Here is a 15,687-nt window from a genome sequence, read left to right as displayed (position 1 = left end):
ACGACTATGCAAGCAACTCTCCCTCATCCACTTCTCTCACAGCTAAGCGAACGACTCACCCTGCAGATGGGCTTGCACTATCCGCCCACTCGCTGGGGCGATCTCGAACGGGGGATTACTGCCGCCGCGCCTGCACTTGGGACGGCGAACAAGGAAACGTGTGTCCGCCAACTCCTTTCCGCTCCCCTGACACACCGACAGATCGGGATACTCGCTTGCCATCTGACAGTCGGCGAAACCTATTTCTTCCGCGAGAAAAGATGCTTTGAGGTACTTGAGGAGCGTCTCTTTCCGGAATTGATGCGCGCATGCACCCGTGCTAATCGCCCGTTGCGTATCTGGAGCGCGGGCTGCTGCACGGGAGAAGAGCCCTATTCGATCGCTATGCTTCTCGACCGGTTGATCCGTCACTCCGGGGAATGGAACGCGACAATCCTGGCCACAGATATAAACCCCATATTCCTGCAGAAAGCAGCTGAAGGTCTATATAGCGAATGGTCATTTCGCAATACGCCACTCTGGGTCAAGGAACGATATTTTCAACGAAGAAGAAATGGAAAATTCGAGATATTGCCACATATTCGCAAGAGGGTGACTTTTTCCTCCCTTAATCTCGCTGAAGATGCCTATCCCTCTGGCATTAACGACACCAATGCGATGGACGTGATCTTCTGTCGCAATGTATTAATGTATTTCAGCCCGGAATGGATAAAGAAGACTGGACAGAATTTCCACCGGTCCCTCGTCAGCGGCGGGTGGCTCGTCGTAAGTCCCGCGGAAATCTCGAACAGCCTATTTCCACAGTTCAAAGCCACAGCCTTTCCTGGAGCAGTTCTCTACCACAAGACGGAGAACCCAAAGTCGCAGATAAGCACAGCCGAATATTCCGTGCCGGTCTCGCACCCGCCACCAAACGCCTTATGCATGTCAGCACCGGCTTTACCACAAGCTTCCGAGGATGAAGAAGTAGACCGTTCACTACAAAACACACGAACGGAAATATCCCCAGAAGCAACAAATGGGCCGGTTCAACCCGTAAAGGTGCACTGCGTTGCAAGCGCAGCCAACCTTGAAGAGATTGATGCACTCTGCCGCATATCGCGTTTTCATGCCAATCGCGGGGAGCTCGTCGAAGCAGTCAAGTGGTGTGAGAAAGCAATTGCCGCCAACAAACTGAACCCGGCAGCACATTTTCTATTGGCCACAGTCCACGAAGAGTTAGGGCAAAGCGAAATTGCAACACAATCGCTAATACGCACACTTTATCTCGATCCGGGTTTTGTACTCGCCCACTTCGCATTAGGCAATCTCTGCCTGTCGCAAGGCCGGCGTGCCGAGGCGAGTCGGCACTTCGACAATGCGCTGGCGCTGTTGCGTGCCTACCCATATGACAAGCTTCTGCCTGAGTCAGGTGGGCTGACCGCTGGGCGGCTTGTGCAGATTATTGCATCCGTGCAATCAAACCTGTCGCACCGGCCTCGGGAATATAAAGAAAAGAACTCTAGATGAATATTAACGCGCCAGCCTCGCAACAAAAGAAGAAACAGGTACGCACTAATTTCCGCGAGATCACGCAGCGTCTCGAGAATGCGCGGGCCCTTGTCGAACGCGCCTGGGCGCCGACTGGCGGAGAGACACAACGCATCCTGCAGGCACGGGCCCTGGCACTGGCGCAGGAACGTCCACTGGAAGAGACGAGCGATGAAAGCATTGAGGTCGTGGAATTTACCCTTGCCTATGAACGCTACGCGGTTGAATCCCGCCATGTCCGCCAGGTTGCTTCCCTGGAAAGCCTGACGCCGCTGCCCTGCACGCCCGCCTTTCTGCTTGGTATCGTCAATCTACGGGGAGAGATATTTCCGGTTATCGACCTGAAGAAAGTCTTCGAGCTGCCGGAAAAAGGACTGACTGACCTCAACAAAGTTATCGTACTGCAATCCGGGAAAGTCATTTTCAGCATTGTGGCCGACGCCATTGTCGGCGTACGCCGTATTTCGGTGACACGCATCCAGCCTTCCCTGCCTACGCTGACAGGCGTTCGCGAGAATTATCTGAAGGGGGTGACTCCCGAGCGGTTGGTGGTCCTCGACGCGGAAAAACTCCTGGCGGACGAAAACCTGGTCGTGGAGGAGCAAGTCGCGGACTAGAGGCTCTGACAAGAAGATGAATGATCGCAAGTTAAAAGGGTAATCGAGAAAAAGAGAATGCAATGCAGTAGCTGCTCAAGTTCGCGATAACAGAAGACCGAGTTCGACGGGGAAACCATGACCATCAGCAGGAAAATAATCGGAGGGTATGCGATCATATTGGCGCTACTCGCGCTCGTAACCAGCATTGCCTTTTATGCAATCAGCCAGACGCAGGGGACATATAACCATTTCCTTAATGTAGATGAGCGGCTGCTGGAAAGCGCCAACGAACTTCGCACTGCCGCATTTGCTCAGCAGACTTACGTCCGTGGTGTCCTGCTCTATCCGGAACTTCAGAAGCTGAACCAGTCCCTGCTGCAAACCAATGACCGGCAATTCAGGCAAATCTTCGAAAAAATGCGCCACCTGATAGAAGATGGCGAGGAACTCAGTCTGGTAAACGAAATGGCATCGTTGCATGAACAGCTCGAGCGGGCTCAGCATCATGCTGTCCGGCTCGCACTGGAGCAGAAACGTGAGGAAGCGCTGGCCCTCACGATCAAGGAGTTCCGCCCCATTAGTCTCGCGCTCATCGAAAAAGCCAGGTTTTTCTATGAGCGGCAATCCAGACTATTGGACAAAGGAAGGGTTGATCTCACGGAAAAAGTGGGACTTTTTACATTAACGTTAGCGGTCGTTTCGCTGTTTGCCGTTCTCGCCGGACTAATGATCGGATTCCATCTCAGCCGCATGATTACCCGGCAACTTCGGGAAAGCATCGCCCAGCTGTCGTCGTCCTCCGCGGAAATTCTTGCCACCACCAGCCAGGTTGCGTCCGGCGCGTCCGAGACCGCTGCCGCCGTGAGCGAAACCACCGCCACCGTGGAGGAAGTCAAGCAAACCGCACAGCTTACCAGTCAGAAGGCGAAATATGTTTCCGATAGCGCGCAGAAAGCGTCGAACGTTTCCCAGGCCGGCCGCAAGTCGGTGGAGGAAGCCATTCAGGGAATGCATCACATCCAGGAACAGATGGAATCCATCGCCGAGTGTATCGTGAAACTATCAGAGCAAAGCCACTCCATAGGCGAGATCATTGCTACCGTCAATGACCTGGCTGAGCAATCGAACCTGCTCGCGGTGAATGCCGCCATTGAAGCCGCCCGGGCGGGAGAACAAGGCAAGAGCTTTGGTGTCGTTGCCCAGGAAATCAGAAGCCTTGCCGAACAATCCAGGCAGGCCACCGGGCAGGTGCGCACCATCCTGGGCGACATTCAGAAAGCGACCAACGCCGCGGTACTCGCCACCGAGCAGGGCAATAAAGCGGTAGAAGCCGGCGTAAAACAATCCACCGACACCGATGAGGCTATCCGCATGCTATCCGCAAGCATCAGTGAGGCCGCGCAGGCAGCCACCCAAATAGCCGCTTCCAGCCAGCAGCAAATGGTGGGCATGGACCAGGTAGTGATGGCGATGAACAACATCAAACAGGCAACTGAGCAGAACGTCGCTGGTACCAAGCAGGCTGAACTGGCTGCGCAGGGGCTGTATGAGATGGGCGGAAGACTGAGGGCTCTCGTGGGGGGGAAGGCCGAACAGTAGCCTGGGCCGGAATAGATCCATGACAGATAAAGATGATGCGTTTTTAAAGAGGCTTCTTGCAACATTTCGCCTGGAGGCAGACGCGCATCTCCAGGCGATGTCGTCGGGACTGCTGGCGCTGAAAAAAAATCCTGCACCTGGACAACGGGCCGACATCGTCGAGACGATCTTTCGGGACGCACACAGCTTGAAAGGGGCTGCCCGGGCCGTAAATCTTACCCAGATCGAAGCGGTCTGCCAGTCCCTGGAAAATGTGTTCTCCGCATTGAAAAGCAAACGTTTGGCTGCGTCGCCACCGCTGATCGAGCTGTTGCTGCGGACGACCGATACTTTGGGTGGACTTCTCGCTATCGATAAGGATGTGGCCGGGGCACCAGAACCTCTGGTGGATACACTGATTCGACAGCTCGACGACACATTGAAGGGACAATTGTCTGGACATGCTGACCCAACCATGGCAACGCAAACGCCACCCCCAACACTTGCTGCCAATGCGCCAACCGAGTCTGGGACGGATGCTGCTATGCAAACGCTGGCCCAGGTTCCCAGTCTTGCATCCGCGACAGTCAGAGTTTCCGCCGCAAAACTCGACGCGGTAATGCGTCAGGTCGAGGAGTTGCTGCTCCCGCGCCTGTCGGCAGGTCAGCGCGCAAAAGAGTTGGGAGACGCCACCGCGACACTTGCTGTATGGAAAAAACAGCGGCTGCATATTCAGCCGGCATTGCGCCTGGTGGACCGCGGATACACGCGCGACGCCGTGGATAGCAATACCTCGCGAGAGAAACAGGAACTTCCCAGGCTGCTCAAATATCTGGATGCCGAGCAACTTCACATGAAATTGCTTGAAGACCGGCTGGCGAGGCTACAACGCGTAGCGGAACAGGATCAGCGCATGCTGGCCGGCATGACAGACAGCCTGCGCCAAGATGTCAAAGAGATGCAGTTACTGCCATTCTCCTCGCTGCTTGATATATTTCCAAGATTCTCTCGCGAGCTTGCCAGAGAGCAGGGCAAAAGCATAGAACTGGTGATTCAAGGAGGCGAAATCGAGATCGACCGGCATATTCTGGAAGAAATGAAAGATCCGCTTATCCACCTCGTGCGAAATTGCATTGATCACGGTATCGAGCAATCGGCAGTGCGCTTGCGCAAAGGGAAGCCGCCGCACGGAACAATCACGCTGGCATGTTCGCAGAAAGACAGCGGTACAGCTGAGGTATTGGTAGCCGATGATGGCGCGGGTTTCAATATTGCCATGATTAAAGCCGCAGCGCATAAGCTCGGCGTTGTTTCCGCCGAAGAAGCGGAACAACTGGGGGAACCGGAGTCGGTGACCCTCGCCTTTCAATCCGGTGTGACCACCAGTCCCATCATCACGGATATTTCAGGGCGCGGACTCGGGCTTGCGATTGTACGCGACAAGGTGGAACGACTAGGCGGCAGTATCACGGTCAAGTCAAATGCCGGTGGCGGAACGGTCTTCCATATCTTCCTGCCATTAACGCTTGCGAATTTCCGCGGCGTCCTGGTTCGCGCCGGCAGGCAGCTTTTTGTTATTCCGTCGTCTAACGTTGAACAGGTAATTCGGATCGCACATAAGGAAATCCAGACGGTGGAGAACCGTGAAACTGTCTTGGTGCATGAACACCCAGTTTCTCTGGTCCGGTTGAGCGACGTGCTGGAATTGCCACGCGAGGTCGCGGCGATTGAACCGTCGAATAAAGCGCCGGCGGTAGTTCTTGGTTCGGGCCTCGCCCGTGTCGCATTTTTGGTGGAAGAGATTCTTGGTGAGGAGGAGGTACTGGTCAAACCCCTCGTCCGCCCACTGACGCGAGTACGCAATGTCGCGGGGGTAAGCATTCTGGGCACTGGACAGGTGGTGCCGGTACTCAATGTACTGGATCTATTGAAATCCGCGGTGAAGCATCCGGTCCCTGAGCTCACAAGCGTGCACCGGTTATCCGCCGAAAAGCACAAAGGGGCGAGAAAACAGTCCATTTTGGTCGTGGAGGATTCCATCACCTCGCGAGCTCTACTCAAGAGTATTCTGGAATCAGCGGGCTACCGTGTTGATACCGCCGTGGATGGCGTTGACGGGTACACCAGGCTTAAAACAGAAGCGTTTGATTTAGTCGTGTCAGATGTTGAAATGCCACGTATGGATGGTTTTGGCCTCACAACCAAAATACGTGGCGACAAACAATTTGCGAGGCTGCCAGTCGTGCTGGTAACAGCGTTGGGGTCACGCGAACACCGCGAGCGCGGCATTGATTCAGGTGCTAATGCCTACATTGTAAAGAGCAGCTTCGATCAGAGCAATCTGCTGGAGATTATCCGGCGTCTTATTGGCCTTCCATCCTGAGGATACTTCCATGATTAACGTTCTCGTGGTGGAAGACTCGCCGGTCGTGCGTGAATTCCTTGTTCACTTTCTCAGCCTTGATCCGGATATCACGGTGATGGCTACTGCGCGTGACGGCGAGGAGGCGCTCGACTTTGTGCGACACCGGCGGCCTGATGTGATTACGATGGACATCCACATGCCGAAGCTGAACGGGCTGGAAGCAACGCGCCGCATCATGGAAACTAATCCGACACCCATTGTCATCGTCAGCGGCAGCGAGGATCCCCATGAGATCTTTACAACGTTCGATGCGATGGATGCTGGCGCATTAGCGGTACTTCGCCGCCCGGCTGGCGTAGGTCATCCGGATCATGAAGCCACGATTCGGGATATGCTTGAGACGATAAAACTGATGTCGGAAGTAAAGGTGGTACGGCGCTGGCCGCGCTTGCGAAGCGCGACGCCAATTTTGCGTCCGGCTATCCGCGAACCGGTGAGCAAATCCGTGCAAATCCGGATCGTTATCATTGGCGCGTCGACCGGTGGGCCATCTGCGATCGAAGCTATCCTTGCGGCGCTTCCAAAGAATTTTCCGGTGCCGATCCTGATCGTGCAGCACATATCGCCAGGATTCATAGGAGGGTTTGTTCAGTGGCTGGCGAATTCCTCCGATCTACCTGTCCATGTCGCCACCCATGGCGAACTCCTGCTGCCTGGCCATGTCTATGTCGCGCCCGACGACTACCAGATGAAGGTAGAGCGCAAAGGAAAGATTGCCTTGACGAAGGATGAACCGGAGCATGGGTTAAGGCCTTCGATTTCATATCTTTTCCGCGCGGTCGCCGAGGTGTACGGTTGCGAGACCGTCGCCGGCCTGCTGACAGGCATGGGACGCGATGGCGCCGCAGAATTGCTGCTGCTAAGGGAAAAGGGCGCGATCACTTTCGCGCAGGATAAGGACAGTTCTATCGTGCACGGCATGCCGGGGGAGGCTATCAAGCTAGACGCGGCGATGCTGGTCTTACCTCTGGAGAAAATCGCCGCAGCGCTAACGGATCTGGTAAACGCCGACGAAAAGAAGAGAGCATAAATCCATGACATTCGGGAAATCCATGACATCCAGGAAATATAGCGTCGGCAACATCGAGATCCTCCTCGCGGAGGATAGTCCCACCCAGGCGGAAAGGTTGCGATACCTGCTTGAGGAACACGGTTATAAGGTGGTAGCCGTGACCAATGGCAAACAAGCTCTCGCGGCTGCGCGGCTCCAAAAGCCGACATTGATTATCAGTGATGTGATGATGCCCGAGATGGATGGGTTTGTGCTATGCGGCGAAATCAAGCGTGATCAGCAGCTCAAGGATATTCCAATGATCCTTCTCACTTCGCTCTCCGATATCCGGGACATTATGAAAGGACTGGAATCCGGCGCCGACAATTTCATCCGCAAGCCGTATGAAGATCAGTACCTGCTCTCCCGCATCGACTACCTTCTGGTAAACCAGGAGATGCGCAAGAACCAGAAGATGCAGATGGGCATGGAGATTTATCTGGGGGGACAAAAACACTTTATCACTTCCGAGCGTCAGCAGATCGTGGATTTACTGATCTCGATCTATGAGAACGCGATCCACCTCAACGAAGAACTCCATGCCCGTCAACGTGAGTTGACACACTCGAATCGCATGCTGAACGGGCTTTACCGGATCGCGGAAAGCCTGAACCAGGCGGTAACCGAGCGCGACGTATGCGAGAAAGCGCTTGAGTATGCGATGGAACTGCCGGGGGTAGAAGCTGGATGGCTCTATCTCTGGGAGAATAACAACTTTCGGGTAGCGGCTGTGCGTAATATCTCTCCATCATTGCTGACCGCGGAGGCAATGGGGGGACTATGCGAATGCCAGCGCCTTTTTCTGGGCGGAGGTCTAGGCCGCGTTACCAACATCTGCAACTGCAAGCAGCTTGTCGGAGACAGAGGCCGTACATCGAATCCCGGCTGCCATGCCAGTGTGCCGTTATGGATCGGCAGTCAGAACCGCGGCATCATGAATCTGATGCGGGTGAAACAAGACCAGTTCAAGGACAACGACCTGGAAATGTTTTATGGGATTGGACATCAGGTAGGGATTGCGCTGGAACGCGCCTGGCTGCATGAACACATGGAGCAACTGGTGGAAGAGCGCACGACAGCGCTTACTGCCGAGATCTGCCAGCGGAAGGAGTACGAGGCCCGGATTGTTCGGCTCAACCGGATCTACAGCGTGTTAAGCGGCATCAATACCACTATCGTGCGGGTCCGCGAGACGCAAGAACTTTTCGACAAAGCCTGCCGTATCGCAGTAGACCTGGGGCAGTTTGTATTTACATGGGTTGGAATGTACGACGCGGACACACAGAGTATCAAACCAATAGCGAAAGCTGGTCGCGACGATGGCTATCTGTCGCAGCTCAACTTGACGAATGTGATTGACTCTCCAGAAAGTTCCGAGTTGATAGCGGAGGCGATCACACAGGTCAAGCCGGCCATTTGCAATGACCTTGCAGCTAACGAGCGCATGCAAGTCTTGCATGCCACAGCGTTAGCCCGGGGTTATTATTCCATGGTGGTGCTCCCTCTAATCCTGGATAGCAAGTTGGTGGCCATATTCGTGCTCTATGCACCGGAAGCAGGGTTCTTCGACGAAGAGGAAATGAGTCTGTTGATCGAGATGGCGGGCGATATTTCATTTGCCATGGATCACCTGAAAAAAGAGGAACGCATCAAATACCTTGCTTTTTTCGATGCGGTGACAGATCTGCCAAACCGCGCGTTGTTTCTGGACCGAGTCGATCAGCGAATCGGCACCGTGCATCATGATCACAAGGTCCTTTCCGTCATTGTTCTCGACCTCGAGCGATTCAGCAGTATCAATGAATCTCTCGGTCACCAGGCGGGGGACAGCCTGTTGCGTCAGCTTGCAACACGGCTGCGCCAGGTACTTGGAGAAACAGATGTTCTTGCGCATCTTTCGGCGGATTATTTTGCTATCGCCATCACGCATGAGGAAGAAAGCACCGACATTGCCCATATTCTGGAGAAAATCCTGTTCGATATCCAGGATCGGCCTTTTCTGATCGGCATACAGGAGTTGCGTGTTTCCGCCAGAGCGGGAACATCATCCTATCCTACCGACGGCTCGGACACAGACACTCTCTTGCGAAACGCCGAAACCGCATTGAAAAAGGCAAAACTCTCGTGCGACAAACATCTCTTCTACGCTCCTGAATTCAATGCACGGGTTACGGAGAAGCTGAAGCTCGAGACCAAGCTGCGGCGAGCGCTTGAGCAGGAACAGTTAGTTCTGCACTACCAGCCCAAAATTGATCTGCAAAGTGGACAGATCAGCGGACTGGAGGCGCTGATGCGCTGGAAGGACCCGGATAATGGACTTGTACCGCCGCTGAGTTTTATTCCTCTGCTCGAAGAAACCAGAATGATTCTCGAGGCGGGGCGGTGGGCATTGGGCAAGGCAATAATGGATTCCAAGAAATGGCAGGCGATGGGCCTCAATCCACCGAAGGTGGCCGTAAATGTCTCGCCGATCCAGTTACGGCAGAAGGATTTTGTCAGCATGGTTGCGGACGTAATAAACGATGCCGAAAATTTGACAATCGGGCTGGAACTTGAGATTACCGAAAGTGTAATCATGCAGGACATAGAAGCCAATATCAAAAAACTTGGAATCATCCGCGATATGAATATCGAGGTCGCAATAGATGATTTCGGTACCGGCTATTCCTCGCTCAGCTATATCGCCAAGTTACCCGTCAACGTCTTGAAAATCGACCGTGCTTTTATTATCAACATGACTAGCAATCCCGACGATTTCACTATCGTCTCCGCCATCATCTCTCTGGCGCATTCCCTGAATCTCCGAGTGATCGCGGAAGGCGTGGAAACCAGCGCGCAGGCGGATCTTCTGCGGGAACTCAAATGTGATGAAATCCAGGGATATTTATTTAGTCCTGGTGTCCCTGCAGAGAAAATCGAAGAATTTTTACGCCAGAAAAAATCACTTCAGCACTAGTTCATCTTACCAGGGAATTGATTGATCGCGACATTTCGTTCACTGATAGCATTGAAAAACTGCGATGGAAGTGAATAACCGAAATCTGCGAAATCCCTTCTGGTACAAACCCGCACCGCTTCTCGGGGGTTCGCCTAAAGTACTGCCGCTCAGGCGTCGTGAATGTCTTTTTTAATTCTGTTACGGTCAAAATGGCGTATTTAATCGAACATTGACTTTTCCGGCATGACACCTAAACTGATTATATCGTCTCTTTCTTATCCATACCGAGAGAGGTATATGAAGAAACCAGATGTAGCATTGCAATGAATGCGATTCGTTAACGAGCGCGAGCTTCCTATACCGACCAGCGCTACCAGAGCATTTCATATGAGGATAAGGCCATGATCCGGAATCCTGTTGATATCGCCACACGCGTCAGTCCAAACTTGTCTGCACTGATAGAAAGCCAGGTCAATGACCCGGATGCCGAACAACCTGTAACGCTTGCTACGGTACGTAGTTTTATCACTGGCCTGCTACCTTCCGCACTCAGCGAGACGGAGCACCTGCACCACTTTGATATCGACGCATCACTGCTTGATGAACTGGAGGCGCTGATTGATGAGTTTGGCGAAGATGCCGTCGCCATTGACTTTGCGCAGCATATGGCCAGCGAGCCGCTTTCCCGGGTAATTGATGCTGTAATCAATGACGAGAACCGGGAAAATCCACCCACTCTTGAGACGGTAAAAAACGCCATTGCCGGCGGCTTGCCTGCCAAGCTGGTCGGTGACGGCGTTTTAGAAGATGACGAGGACGACGCCTTGCTTGCGGAGATCGAAGTACTGATCAGGCGTTATGGCGCCGACTCCTTGGCAGAAGAATTTCTACGTTACGAATAGGTGGGGGCCAATAATCAAATGACGTCGATCAACTATCAGTTGCGCTCCCGATAAGAAAAAAACAAGAACTTAGTGGTGTGCTTCGCAATTGATTGAACCTAAAAACGTGGCTTTTCGCGTCAGGCGTTGTTGCACATCCTCGCGATAGATTCAACTATCGCTGTGTTTACACTTAGCCTGACACAACAATCCATCGCTTTTATTAGTCCAACCAATTGCAAAGCGCATTACTAGTCCGCTTTCTTCATTCCCTGGCCGTGACAGCTAACAAAGAACGGAACGATGGGGGTGACAAAAGCCGAAATCCAGCGTCCCGGCGTCATCGGTTCTCCAAGGAGAAACGGGATTCCCTGATTAATTGCCAGAAGGCAGGAGCCGACGATAAGGGCAACCCCGAACGCCACAAATCGGGCATTTCGATCTTTAATCGAACACTTAATCGCACTTAAATGTCGCATCATCTCTCCTTTCGCTCTTTCTTTTTCACGTCCTTCAAATTGTTGAAAATATTTTATATCCTGAAAATGTTCACATTCAATAGGGCCGAACCATCAACAAGCGTCGACATTCCAGCTACGTACGCGGGCGGGAAAAACGCAAATGGCGGAGCGTGTACACCGGAATCGGAGGCAATCAGTTTCGGTACTGCAATCATAACGGAAACAAGCACAGTTTTTATTTCTCCGGATCAAGCGGCGTGTCCAGCATCCAGTTGGCTAGCCAACGCCTGCAATGCCGCGGAAATTACTACTGGATAAGCTGGGGCGGTCTCAAGAGTGGTCATTGGTTCCGGCAGGCGTGCATATTCCGCCAATGTCCGTTGGCGCGTTTGATCCAGCGTGACGTCCGTCTGGATACGCCGGCCGTCCTGCATGACCTGGATGAGGAGCGGCTGACCGTCATGAGAATCATTTTCCTCCAGCGCCACAATATCGCCAGACATGCGGCCATTAACGCCATAGCTGCGGTATACCTGTTTTTTCCCCGGCCAGGTAGCCTTGCCCTCCGAGCGTTTACGGCGTGGCTTGCCGCCATACTCCTGCAGCTTGTAGGCACAATCCAGCGAGGGCGCATCGCTCGACACATCCAGAGCAGTGCCCACGCCAAAGCCGTCTATGGGGGCAGCGGACGACAACAACGCATGCAGCCGGTATTCATCCAGGTTGCCGCTAGCAAAAATAGTCGTCTTTTCCAGGCCGCCTTCATCGAGTATCTGGCGCACGCGCAGCGCATGTGCTCCAAGATCGCCGCTATCCAGCCGTACGCCTTCGACGCTGATACCACCCGCATAAAGTTTTCGGTTCAAAGCGACAATCCTGGCTGCGGCGGCTTCCGTATCATAGGTGTCAATCAGCAAAACTGCATTATCCGGATAGCAGCGTGCGAAATGCTCAAAGGCGGTGGCTTCATCTTGGTGCGCCTGGATGTAGGAATGCGCCATCGTGCCAAACAATGGGATGCCATATAGCGCACCGGCCAAAACAGTGGCGGTGCCGGAGAATCCCGCCAGATAGCTCGCCCGCGCCGCAAGTAGCGCCGCTTCCGCCCCGTGTGCACGGCGCATGCCGAAATCCACCAGCAATTTACCCGGCGCCACCATTACGAAGCGAGCAGCCTTGGAGGCAACTAATGTTTCGAAATGCAGCAGATTCATGATCCGCGATTCGACCAGTTGGGCTTGGGGCAGCGCTGCCGTTATCCGCAGGATAGGCTGATCCGGAAAAAATATGGTTCCTTCCGGCATGGCATGAACGTCGCCATGAAAACGAAACTGCTCAAGGTACGTGATAAGCGAAGGGCGGAAACGCAGGGCGAGCCAAGCCAATTCTTCCGCCGAAAATTCCAGCTTTTCGAGGAAATCAAGAGCTTGTTCCAGCCCGGCCGCAACCATGAAATTTCGTCCAGGTGGCAGCTTGCGGACGAAGAATTCAAACACTGCGCGCTCTTCCATACCTTGCTCGATGTAGCTCTGCAACATTGTAAGCTGATAATGATCAGTCAGTAGAGGACTGGAAAGCGGATTCATGCTGCGAGCGATTCGAAGCGGATGGGAATCGCACCAAGACGCGTCATTTCTTCCAGCGCTTGCCTGCCATCATCTGTGCTTATATTCATCGCACGGACGGCATCCTCGAGTACAAACGTCACATAACGATACTCCAAGGCATCCTTTACGGTATTCAGCACGCAGTACTCCGTCGCGAGCCCACCGATAAATACACGACCAATGCCGGACCACTTCAGCAAGGGTTCAAGCTGGGTATCGTCAAAGCCGGAGTAGGCATCTTTCCCCCTATTCGTCGCTTTTGAAATAATTTGGGTATCGCAAGGAAATTCAAGACTGGCGGGGAAGGCTGCCCCTGGTGTTGCTGCAATACAGTGTGGGGGCCACGCGCCTCCTTGTTCCAGAAAAGAAGAGTGGTCCGGGGGATGCCAATCGCGGGTAGCGAAAATCCCCAGACCATGAGCATGGAAGAGTGAGATGTAACGATTGAGTATCGGAATAACTTCGTTACCCATAGGCACGGCAAGGCTGCCGCCCGGCAAAAAATCGTTCTGCACATCGACGAGAATCAGAGCATCACCGGAATCAAGTGTGACTATCATGAAAGACCATCGTTATTCGTAAACCTCATGCTGACCATTCGGCATAGAGATCGAGGCTGCGGAAGGGAGAGATTCACCTTCTCCCGACCTCCATCCTCCCCGATACTGCATGCCTTCCATCGCTCACCGGGCGGGCAAAAGGCGTTGCAGCGTTTTCCCCGAACATATCCGGCAAATCGAAAACCGGTGCTCGATCCCGCTTTTGCTCGTGCCGGTTCCCCGCGCTGCCTCCACTCCCGCGTCGCAAATCCCGCAGCATGTACCGCAAGAATCCCCGTTCGCCTTATAGGGGCGAAAATGGAAAGTCGGAATGGAGCAGAAATCTGAATCTGCCGTTGCTTATTCTGACCCTCCTCCTGCAGCGTGACGTTTTCCGGTACTCACACGTTTTGCCTGAAGGCCCTCGCTGCCGATATCCTCGAGAAACCGCACCTCGCTGCCTGCTGCCAATTTGTCAAAATTATTCTCCGCGAGATTATCGCGATGAAAGTATAGTTCCTGCCCGTCGGGCGTCTCGATGAAGCCATAACTTTCCTCGGCAATCACGCGCGTCACTCTGCCGCGCAATATCGGCGCGTGCGTCTTGATCTCGCCACGCTGGCGGCGGCCGTAGTCTTCGAGCTGTCGCTTGGCGGCGTTAAATGCGTCGCGCAGCGCGACATATACATCCTCATCCGCCTCACGGTTAACCACCAGTTCGTTGCCAGGCACGGTAATGTCGAGACGCACATTGAACGCACGGCCTTGGTGCTTGTGCTTGTGGGGAATCTCGACCACCACCCGGCATCCCATGATATTCGGATAGAACGTTTCCAGCTTTTCAGCTTTCTGGCGAATGTGGCTTTCCAGTGCTTCAGAATGAGGAACATCGCGTGTAGTGATTTGCAGCAGGGATTTCATGACTGTTTCCTCCCGATGTTTATGTTGCGCGGTCCATTAGCATGCAGCTGGACAGCACGGTTTCATAATAGAACTACGTTTGATGCCTGTGTGACCAAGTCAAGTCTAAATCTGTATGTCGCGGTACCATGCCTCGTTCGAGCCTTTCCCACCAGCGGATTCAGCCAGATAACAGGGCGGGCCCCCGCAAAAATCATCGTGCTTCTGGCAGCTCTTAAGAACAAGATAAACCAACCTGATTACAAAGGGAAGGATTTCTGCACCCGCCGGTCGATGCGGTCGAATCCGTTCCGTTTGCATCGATCGTAATGCTGAGTGCTCCCCATACTCAAACGGCTAAGCCTTAACGCAGTTACAATAGGACTTTTTCTTCTGGATGATTGCGTGCAATTCGCGTTATTGCCGGTTCTACCGCCAGTTGCGCTGTTCTGCGCATCGGCCGCTAGTTGAATCAATATGCTGGAACTGCGCGGTATTAACAAATCGTATGTGAACGGACGGCAAGTGCTGGCCGATCTTTCCTACACCCTGGGTGCTGGCGAGTATGTGGCGGTAATGGGCGAGTCCGGTGTCGGCAAATCGACATTGTTGAATCTGATCGCTGGTTTGGATACGCCAGATACGGGTGAGATACTGATCGGCGGCACTGCTATGTCGTCATTGGATGACGATGCTGCAACACGGCTGCGACGCAAAGAGTTCGGCTTTGTCTTCCAGGCGTTTCATATCCTGCCGCACCTGACACTGAGGCAGAACATAGCCCTACCTTTGCTGCTGAACGGCGCCTCCCGGAAACATACTGAAGATCGTACTGAGCAAATGCTGGGCGCGGTCGGCCTGCACGGCAGGGCGCAGCACTTCCCGCGCCAGCTGTCGGGCGGCGAATTGCAGCGCGTCGCGATCGCCAGGGCGTTAGTGCATTGCCCTAAATTGATCCTGGCCGACGAACCCACCGGCAACCTCGATCCAGATACCGCACATGATATCCTCATGTTAATGCGCGGGGAAATCAAGGCGAACGGCGCATCGGGCATTATCGTCACCCATTCCCATGCAGCTGCGGCGACCGCGGACAGGGTACTGGTCCTGACAAAAAATGGACTCCGTCCAGAGGATGCGGCACACCCGGCAAATTCGCTGCAACGCAGATGAGGAGC

General features: G+C 53.8%; 12 protein-coding genes. 8 read left to right on the top strand and 4 right to left on the bottom strand.

Annotated elements, in window-relative coordinates; translation table 11 throughout:
• Positions 1-6: 6 nt before the first annotated feature.
• The 7 genes from BLP45_RS10515 to BLP45_RS10485 all read left to right on the top strand — a co-directional run bounded on the left by BLP45_RS10515 (position 7) and on the right by BLP45_RS10485 (position 11,023).
• Positions 7-1,509: a CheR family methyltransferase gene (locus tag BLP45_RS10515; RefSeq protein ID WP_090372466.1), complete on the top strand. Its 1,503-nt coding sequence runs from the start codon at positions 7-9 to the stop codon at positions 1,507-1,509.
• Positions 1,506-2,147: a chemotaxis protein CheW gene (locus BLP45_RS10510; RefSeq protein WP_090372403.1), complete on the top strand. Its 642-nt coding sequence runs from the start codon at positions 1,506-1,508 to the stop codon at positions 2,145-2,147. Before BLP45_RS10515 ends, BLP45_RS10510 begins: the two co-directional genes overlap by 4 nt.
• 117 nt (positions 2,148-2,264) lie before the next feature.
• Positions 2,265-3,728: a HAMP domain-containing methyl-accepting chemotaxis protein gene (locus tag BLP45_RS10505; RefSeq protein WP_090372402.1), complete on the top strand. Its 1,464-nt coding sequence runs from the start codon at positions 2,265-2,267 to the stop codon at positions 3,726-3,728.
• A gap of 19 nt (positions 3,729-3,747) precedes the next feature.
• Positions 3,748-6,090 (top strand): hybrid sensor histidine kinase/response regulator, encoded by a 2,343-nt coding sequence (locus BLP45_RS10500; protein ID WP_090372400.1) that lies wholly within the window; start codon positions 3,748-3,750, stop codon positions 6,088-6,090.
• 10 nt (positions 6,091-6,100) lie between these two features.
• Positions 6,101-7,162 (top strand): chemotaxis-specific protein-glutamate methyltransferase CheB, encoded by a 1,062-nt coding sequence (gene cheB / locus BLP45_RS10495; protein WP_090372398.1) that lies wholly within the window; start codon positions 6,101-6,103, stop codon positions 7,160-7,162.
• Between the two features lie 22 nt (positions 7,163-7,184).
• Positions 7,185-10,139 (top strand): EAL domain-containing protein, encoded by a 2,955-nt coding sequence (locus BLP45_RS10490; RefSeq protein ID WP_090372396.1) that lies wholly within the window; start codon positions 7,185-7,187, stop codon positions 10,137-10,139.
• 383 nt (positions 10,140-10,522) lie between these two features.
• Complete coding sequence (locus BLP45_RS10485) at positions 10,523-11,023, top strand: hypothetical protein (protein ID WP_090372394.1); 501 nt, start codon at positions 10,523-10,525, stop codon at positions 11,021-11,023.
• 230 nt (positions 11,024-11,253) lie between these two features.
• Here BLP45_RS10485 and nrtS read toward each other — a convergent pair whose 3' ends face one another.
• From nrtS to BLP45_RS10465, 4 genes are all read right to left on the bottom strand, one after another.
• Positions 11,254-11,484, bottom strand: coding sequence for a nitrate/nitrite transporter NrtS (gene nrtS, locus BLP45_RS10480; RefSeq protein ID WP_218117984.1), 231 nt, complete (start codon positions 11,482-11,484; stop codon positions 11,254-11,256).
• Between the two features lie 227 nt (positions 11,485-11,711).
• Positions 11,712-13,049 (bottom strand): nicotinate phosphoribosyltransferase, encoded by a 1,338-nt coding sequence (locus BLP45_RS10475; RefSeq protein WP_090372390.1) that lies wholly within the window; start codon positions 13,047-13,049, stop codon positions 11,712-11,714.
• On the bottom strand, positions 13,046-13,630 hold the full coding sequence (locus BLP45_RS10470; protein ID WP_090372388.1) for an isochorismatase family protein: 585 nt from the start codon (positions 13,628-13,630) through the stop codon (positions 13,046-13,048). Before BLP45_RS10470 ends, BLP45_RS10475 begins: the two co-directional genes overlap by 4 nt.
• Positions 13,631-13,969: 339 nt before the next feature.
• Positions 13,970-14,530 carry an HPF/RaiA family ribosome-associated protein gene (locus tag BLP45_RS10465; RefSeq protein ID WP_090372387.1) on the bottom strand — a complete coding sequence of 187 codons (561 nt, stop codon included), beginning with the start codon at positions 14,528-14,530 and terminating at the stop codon, positions 13,970-13,972.
• A 456-nt stretch (positions 14,531-14,986) separates the two neighbouring features.
• Between BLP45_RS10465 and BLP45_RS10460 the strand changes: the two genes are divergently transcribed.
• Positions 14,987-15,682, top strand: a complete 696-nt coding sequence (locus BLP45_RS10460) for an ABC transporter ATP-binding protein (protein ID WP_090372385.1) — start codon at positions 14,987-14,989, stop codon at positions 15,680-15,682.
• Positions 15,683-15,687 lie beyond the last annotated feature (5 nt).

The sequence above is a fragment of the Nitrosospira sp. Nl5 genome, from assembly GCF_900102495.1.
In the GTDB taxonomy this organism is placed as follows: domain Bacteria; phylum Pseudomonadota; class Gammaproteobacteria; order Burkholderiales; family Nitrosomonadaceae; genus Nitrosospira.
The sequence above is the reverse complement of the archived record's forward strand: the minus strand, read 5'-3'. Positions and strand labels throughout refer to the sequence as shown.

Coding starts and splice junctions, on each gene's coding strand:
- BLP45_RS10485 (WP_090372394.1), top strand. CDS start 10,523: ATGATCCGGAATCCTGTTGATATCGCCACACGCGTCAGTCCAAACTTG.
- cheB (WP_090372398.1), top strand. CDS start 6,101: ATGATTAACGTTCTCGTGGTGGAAGACTCGCCGGTCGTGCGTGAATTC.
- BLP45_RS10500 (WP_090372400.1), top strand. CDS start 3,748: ATGACAGATAAAGATGATGCGTTTTTAAAGAGGCTTCTTGCAACATTT.
- BLP45_RS10470 (WP_090372388.1), bottom strand. CDS start 13,630: ATGATAGTCACACTTGATTCCGGTGATGCTCTGATTCTCGTCGATGTG.
- BLP45_RS10490 (WP_090372396.1), top strand. CDS start 7,185: ATGACATCCAGGAAATATAGCGTCGGCAACATCGAGATCCTCCTCGCG.
- BLP45_RS10460 (WP_090372385.1), top strand. CDS start 14,987: ATGCTGGAACTGCGCGGTATTAACAAATCGTATGTGAACGGACGGCAA.
- BLP45_RS10505 (WP_090372402.1), top strand. CDS start 2,265: ATGACCATCAGCAGGAAAATAATCGGAGGGTATGCGATCATATTGGCG.
- BLP45_RS10515 (WP_090372466.1), top strand. CDS start 7: ATGCAAGCAACTCTCCCTCATCCACTTCTCTCACAGCTAAGCGAACGA.
- nrtS (WP_218117984.1), bottom strand. CDS start 11,484: ATGATGCGACATTTAAGTGCGATTAAGTGTTCGATTAAAGATCGAAAT.
- BLP45_RS10475 (WP_090372390.1), bottom strand. CDS start 13,049: ATGAATCCGCTTTCCAGTCCTCTACTGACTGATCATTATCAGCTTACA.
- BLP45_RS10510 (WP_090372403.1), top strand. CDS start 1,506: ATGAATATTAACGCGCCAGCCTCGCAACAAAAGAAGAAACAGGTACGC.
- BLP45_RS10465 (WP_090372387.1), bottom strand. CDS start 14,530: ATGAAATCCCTGCTGCAAATCACTACACGCGATGTTCCTCATTCTGAA.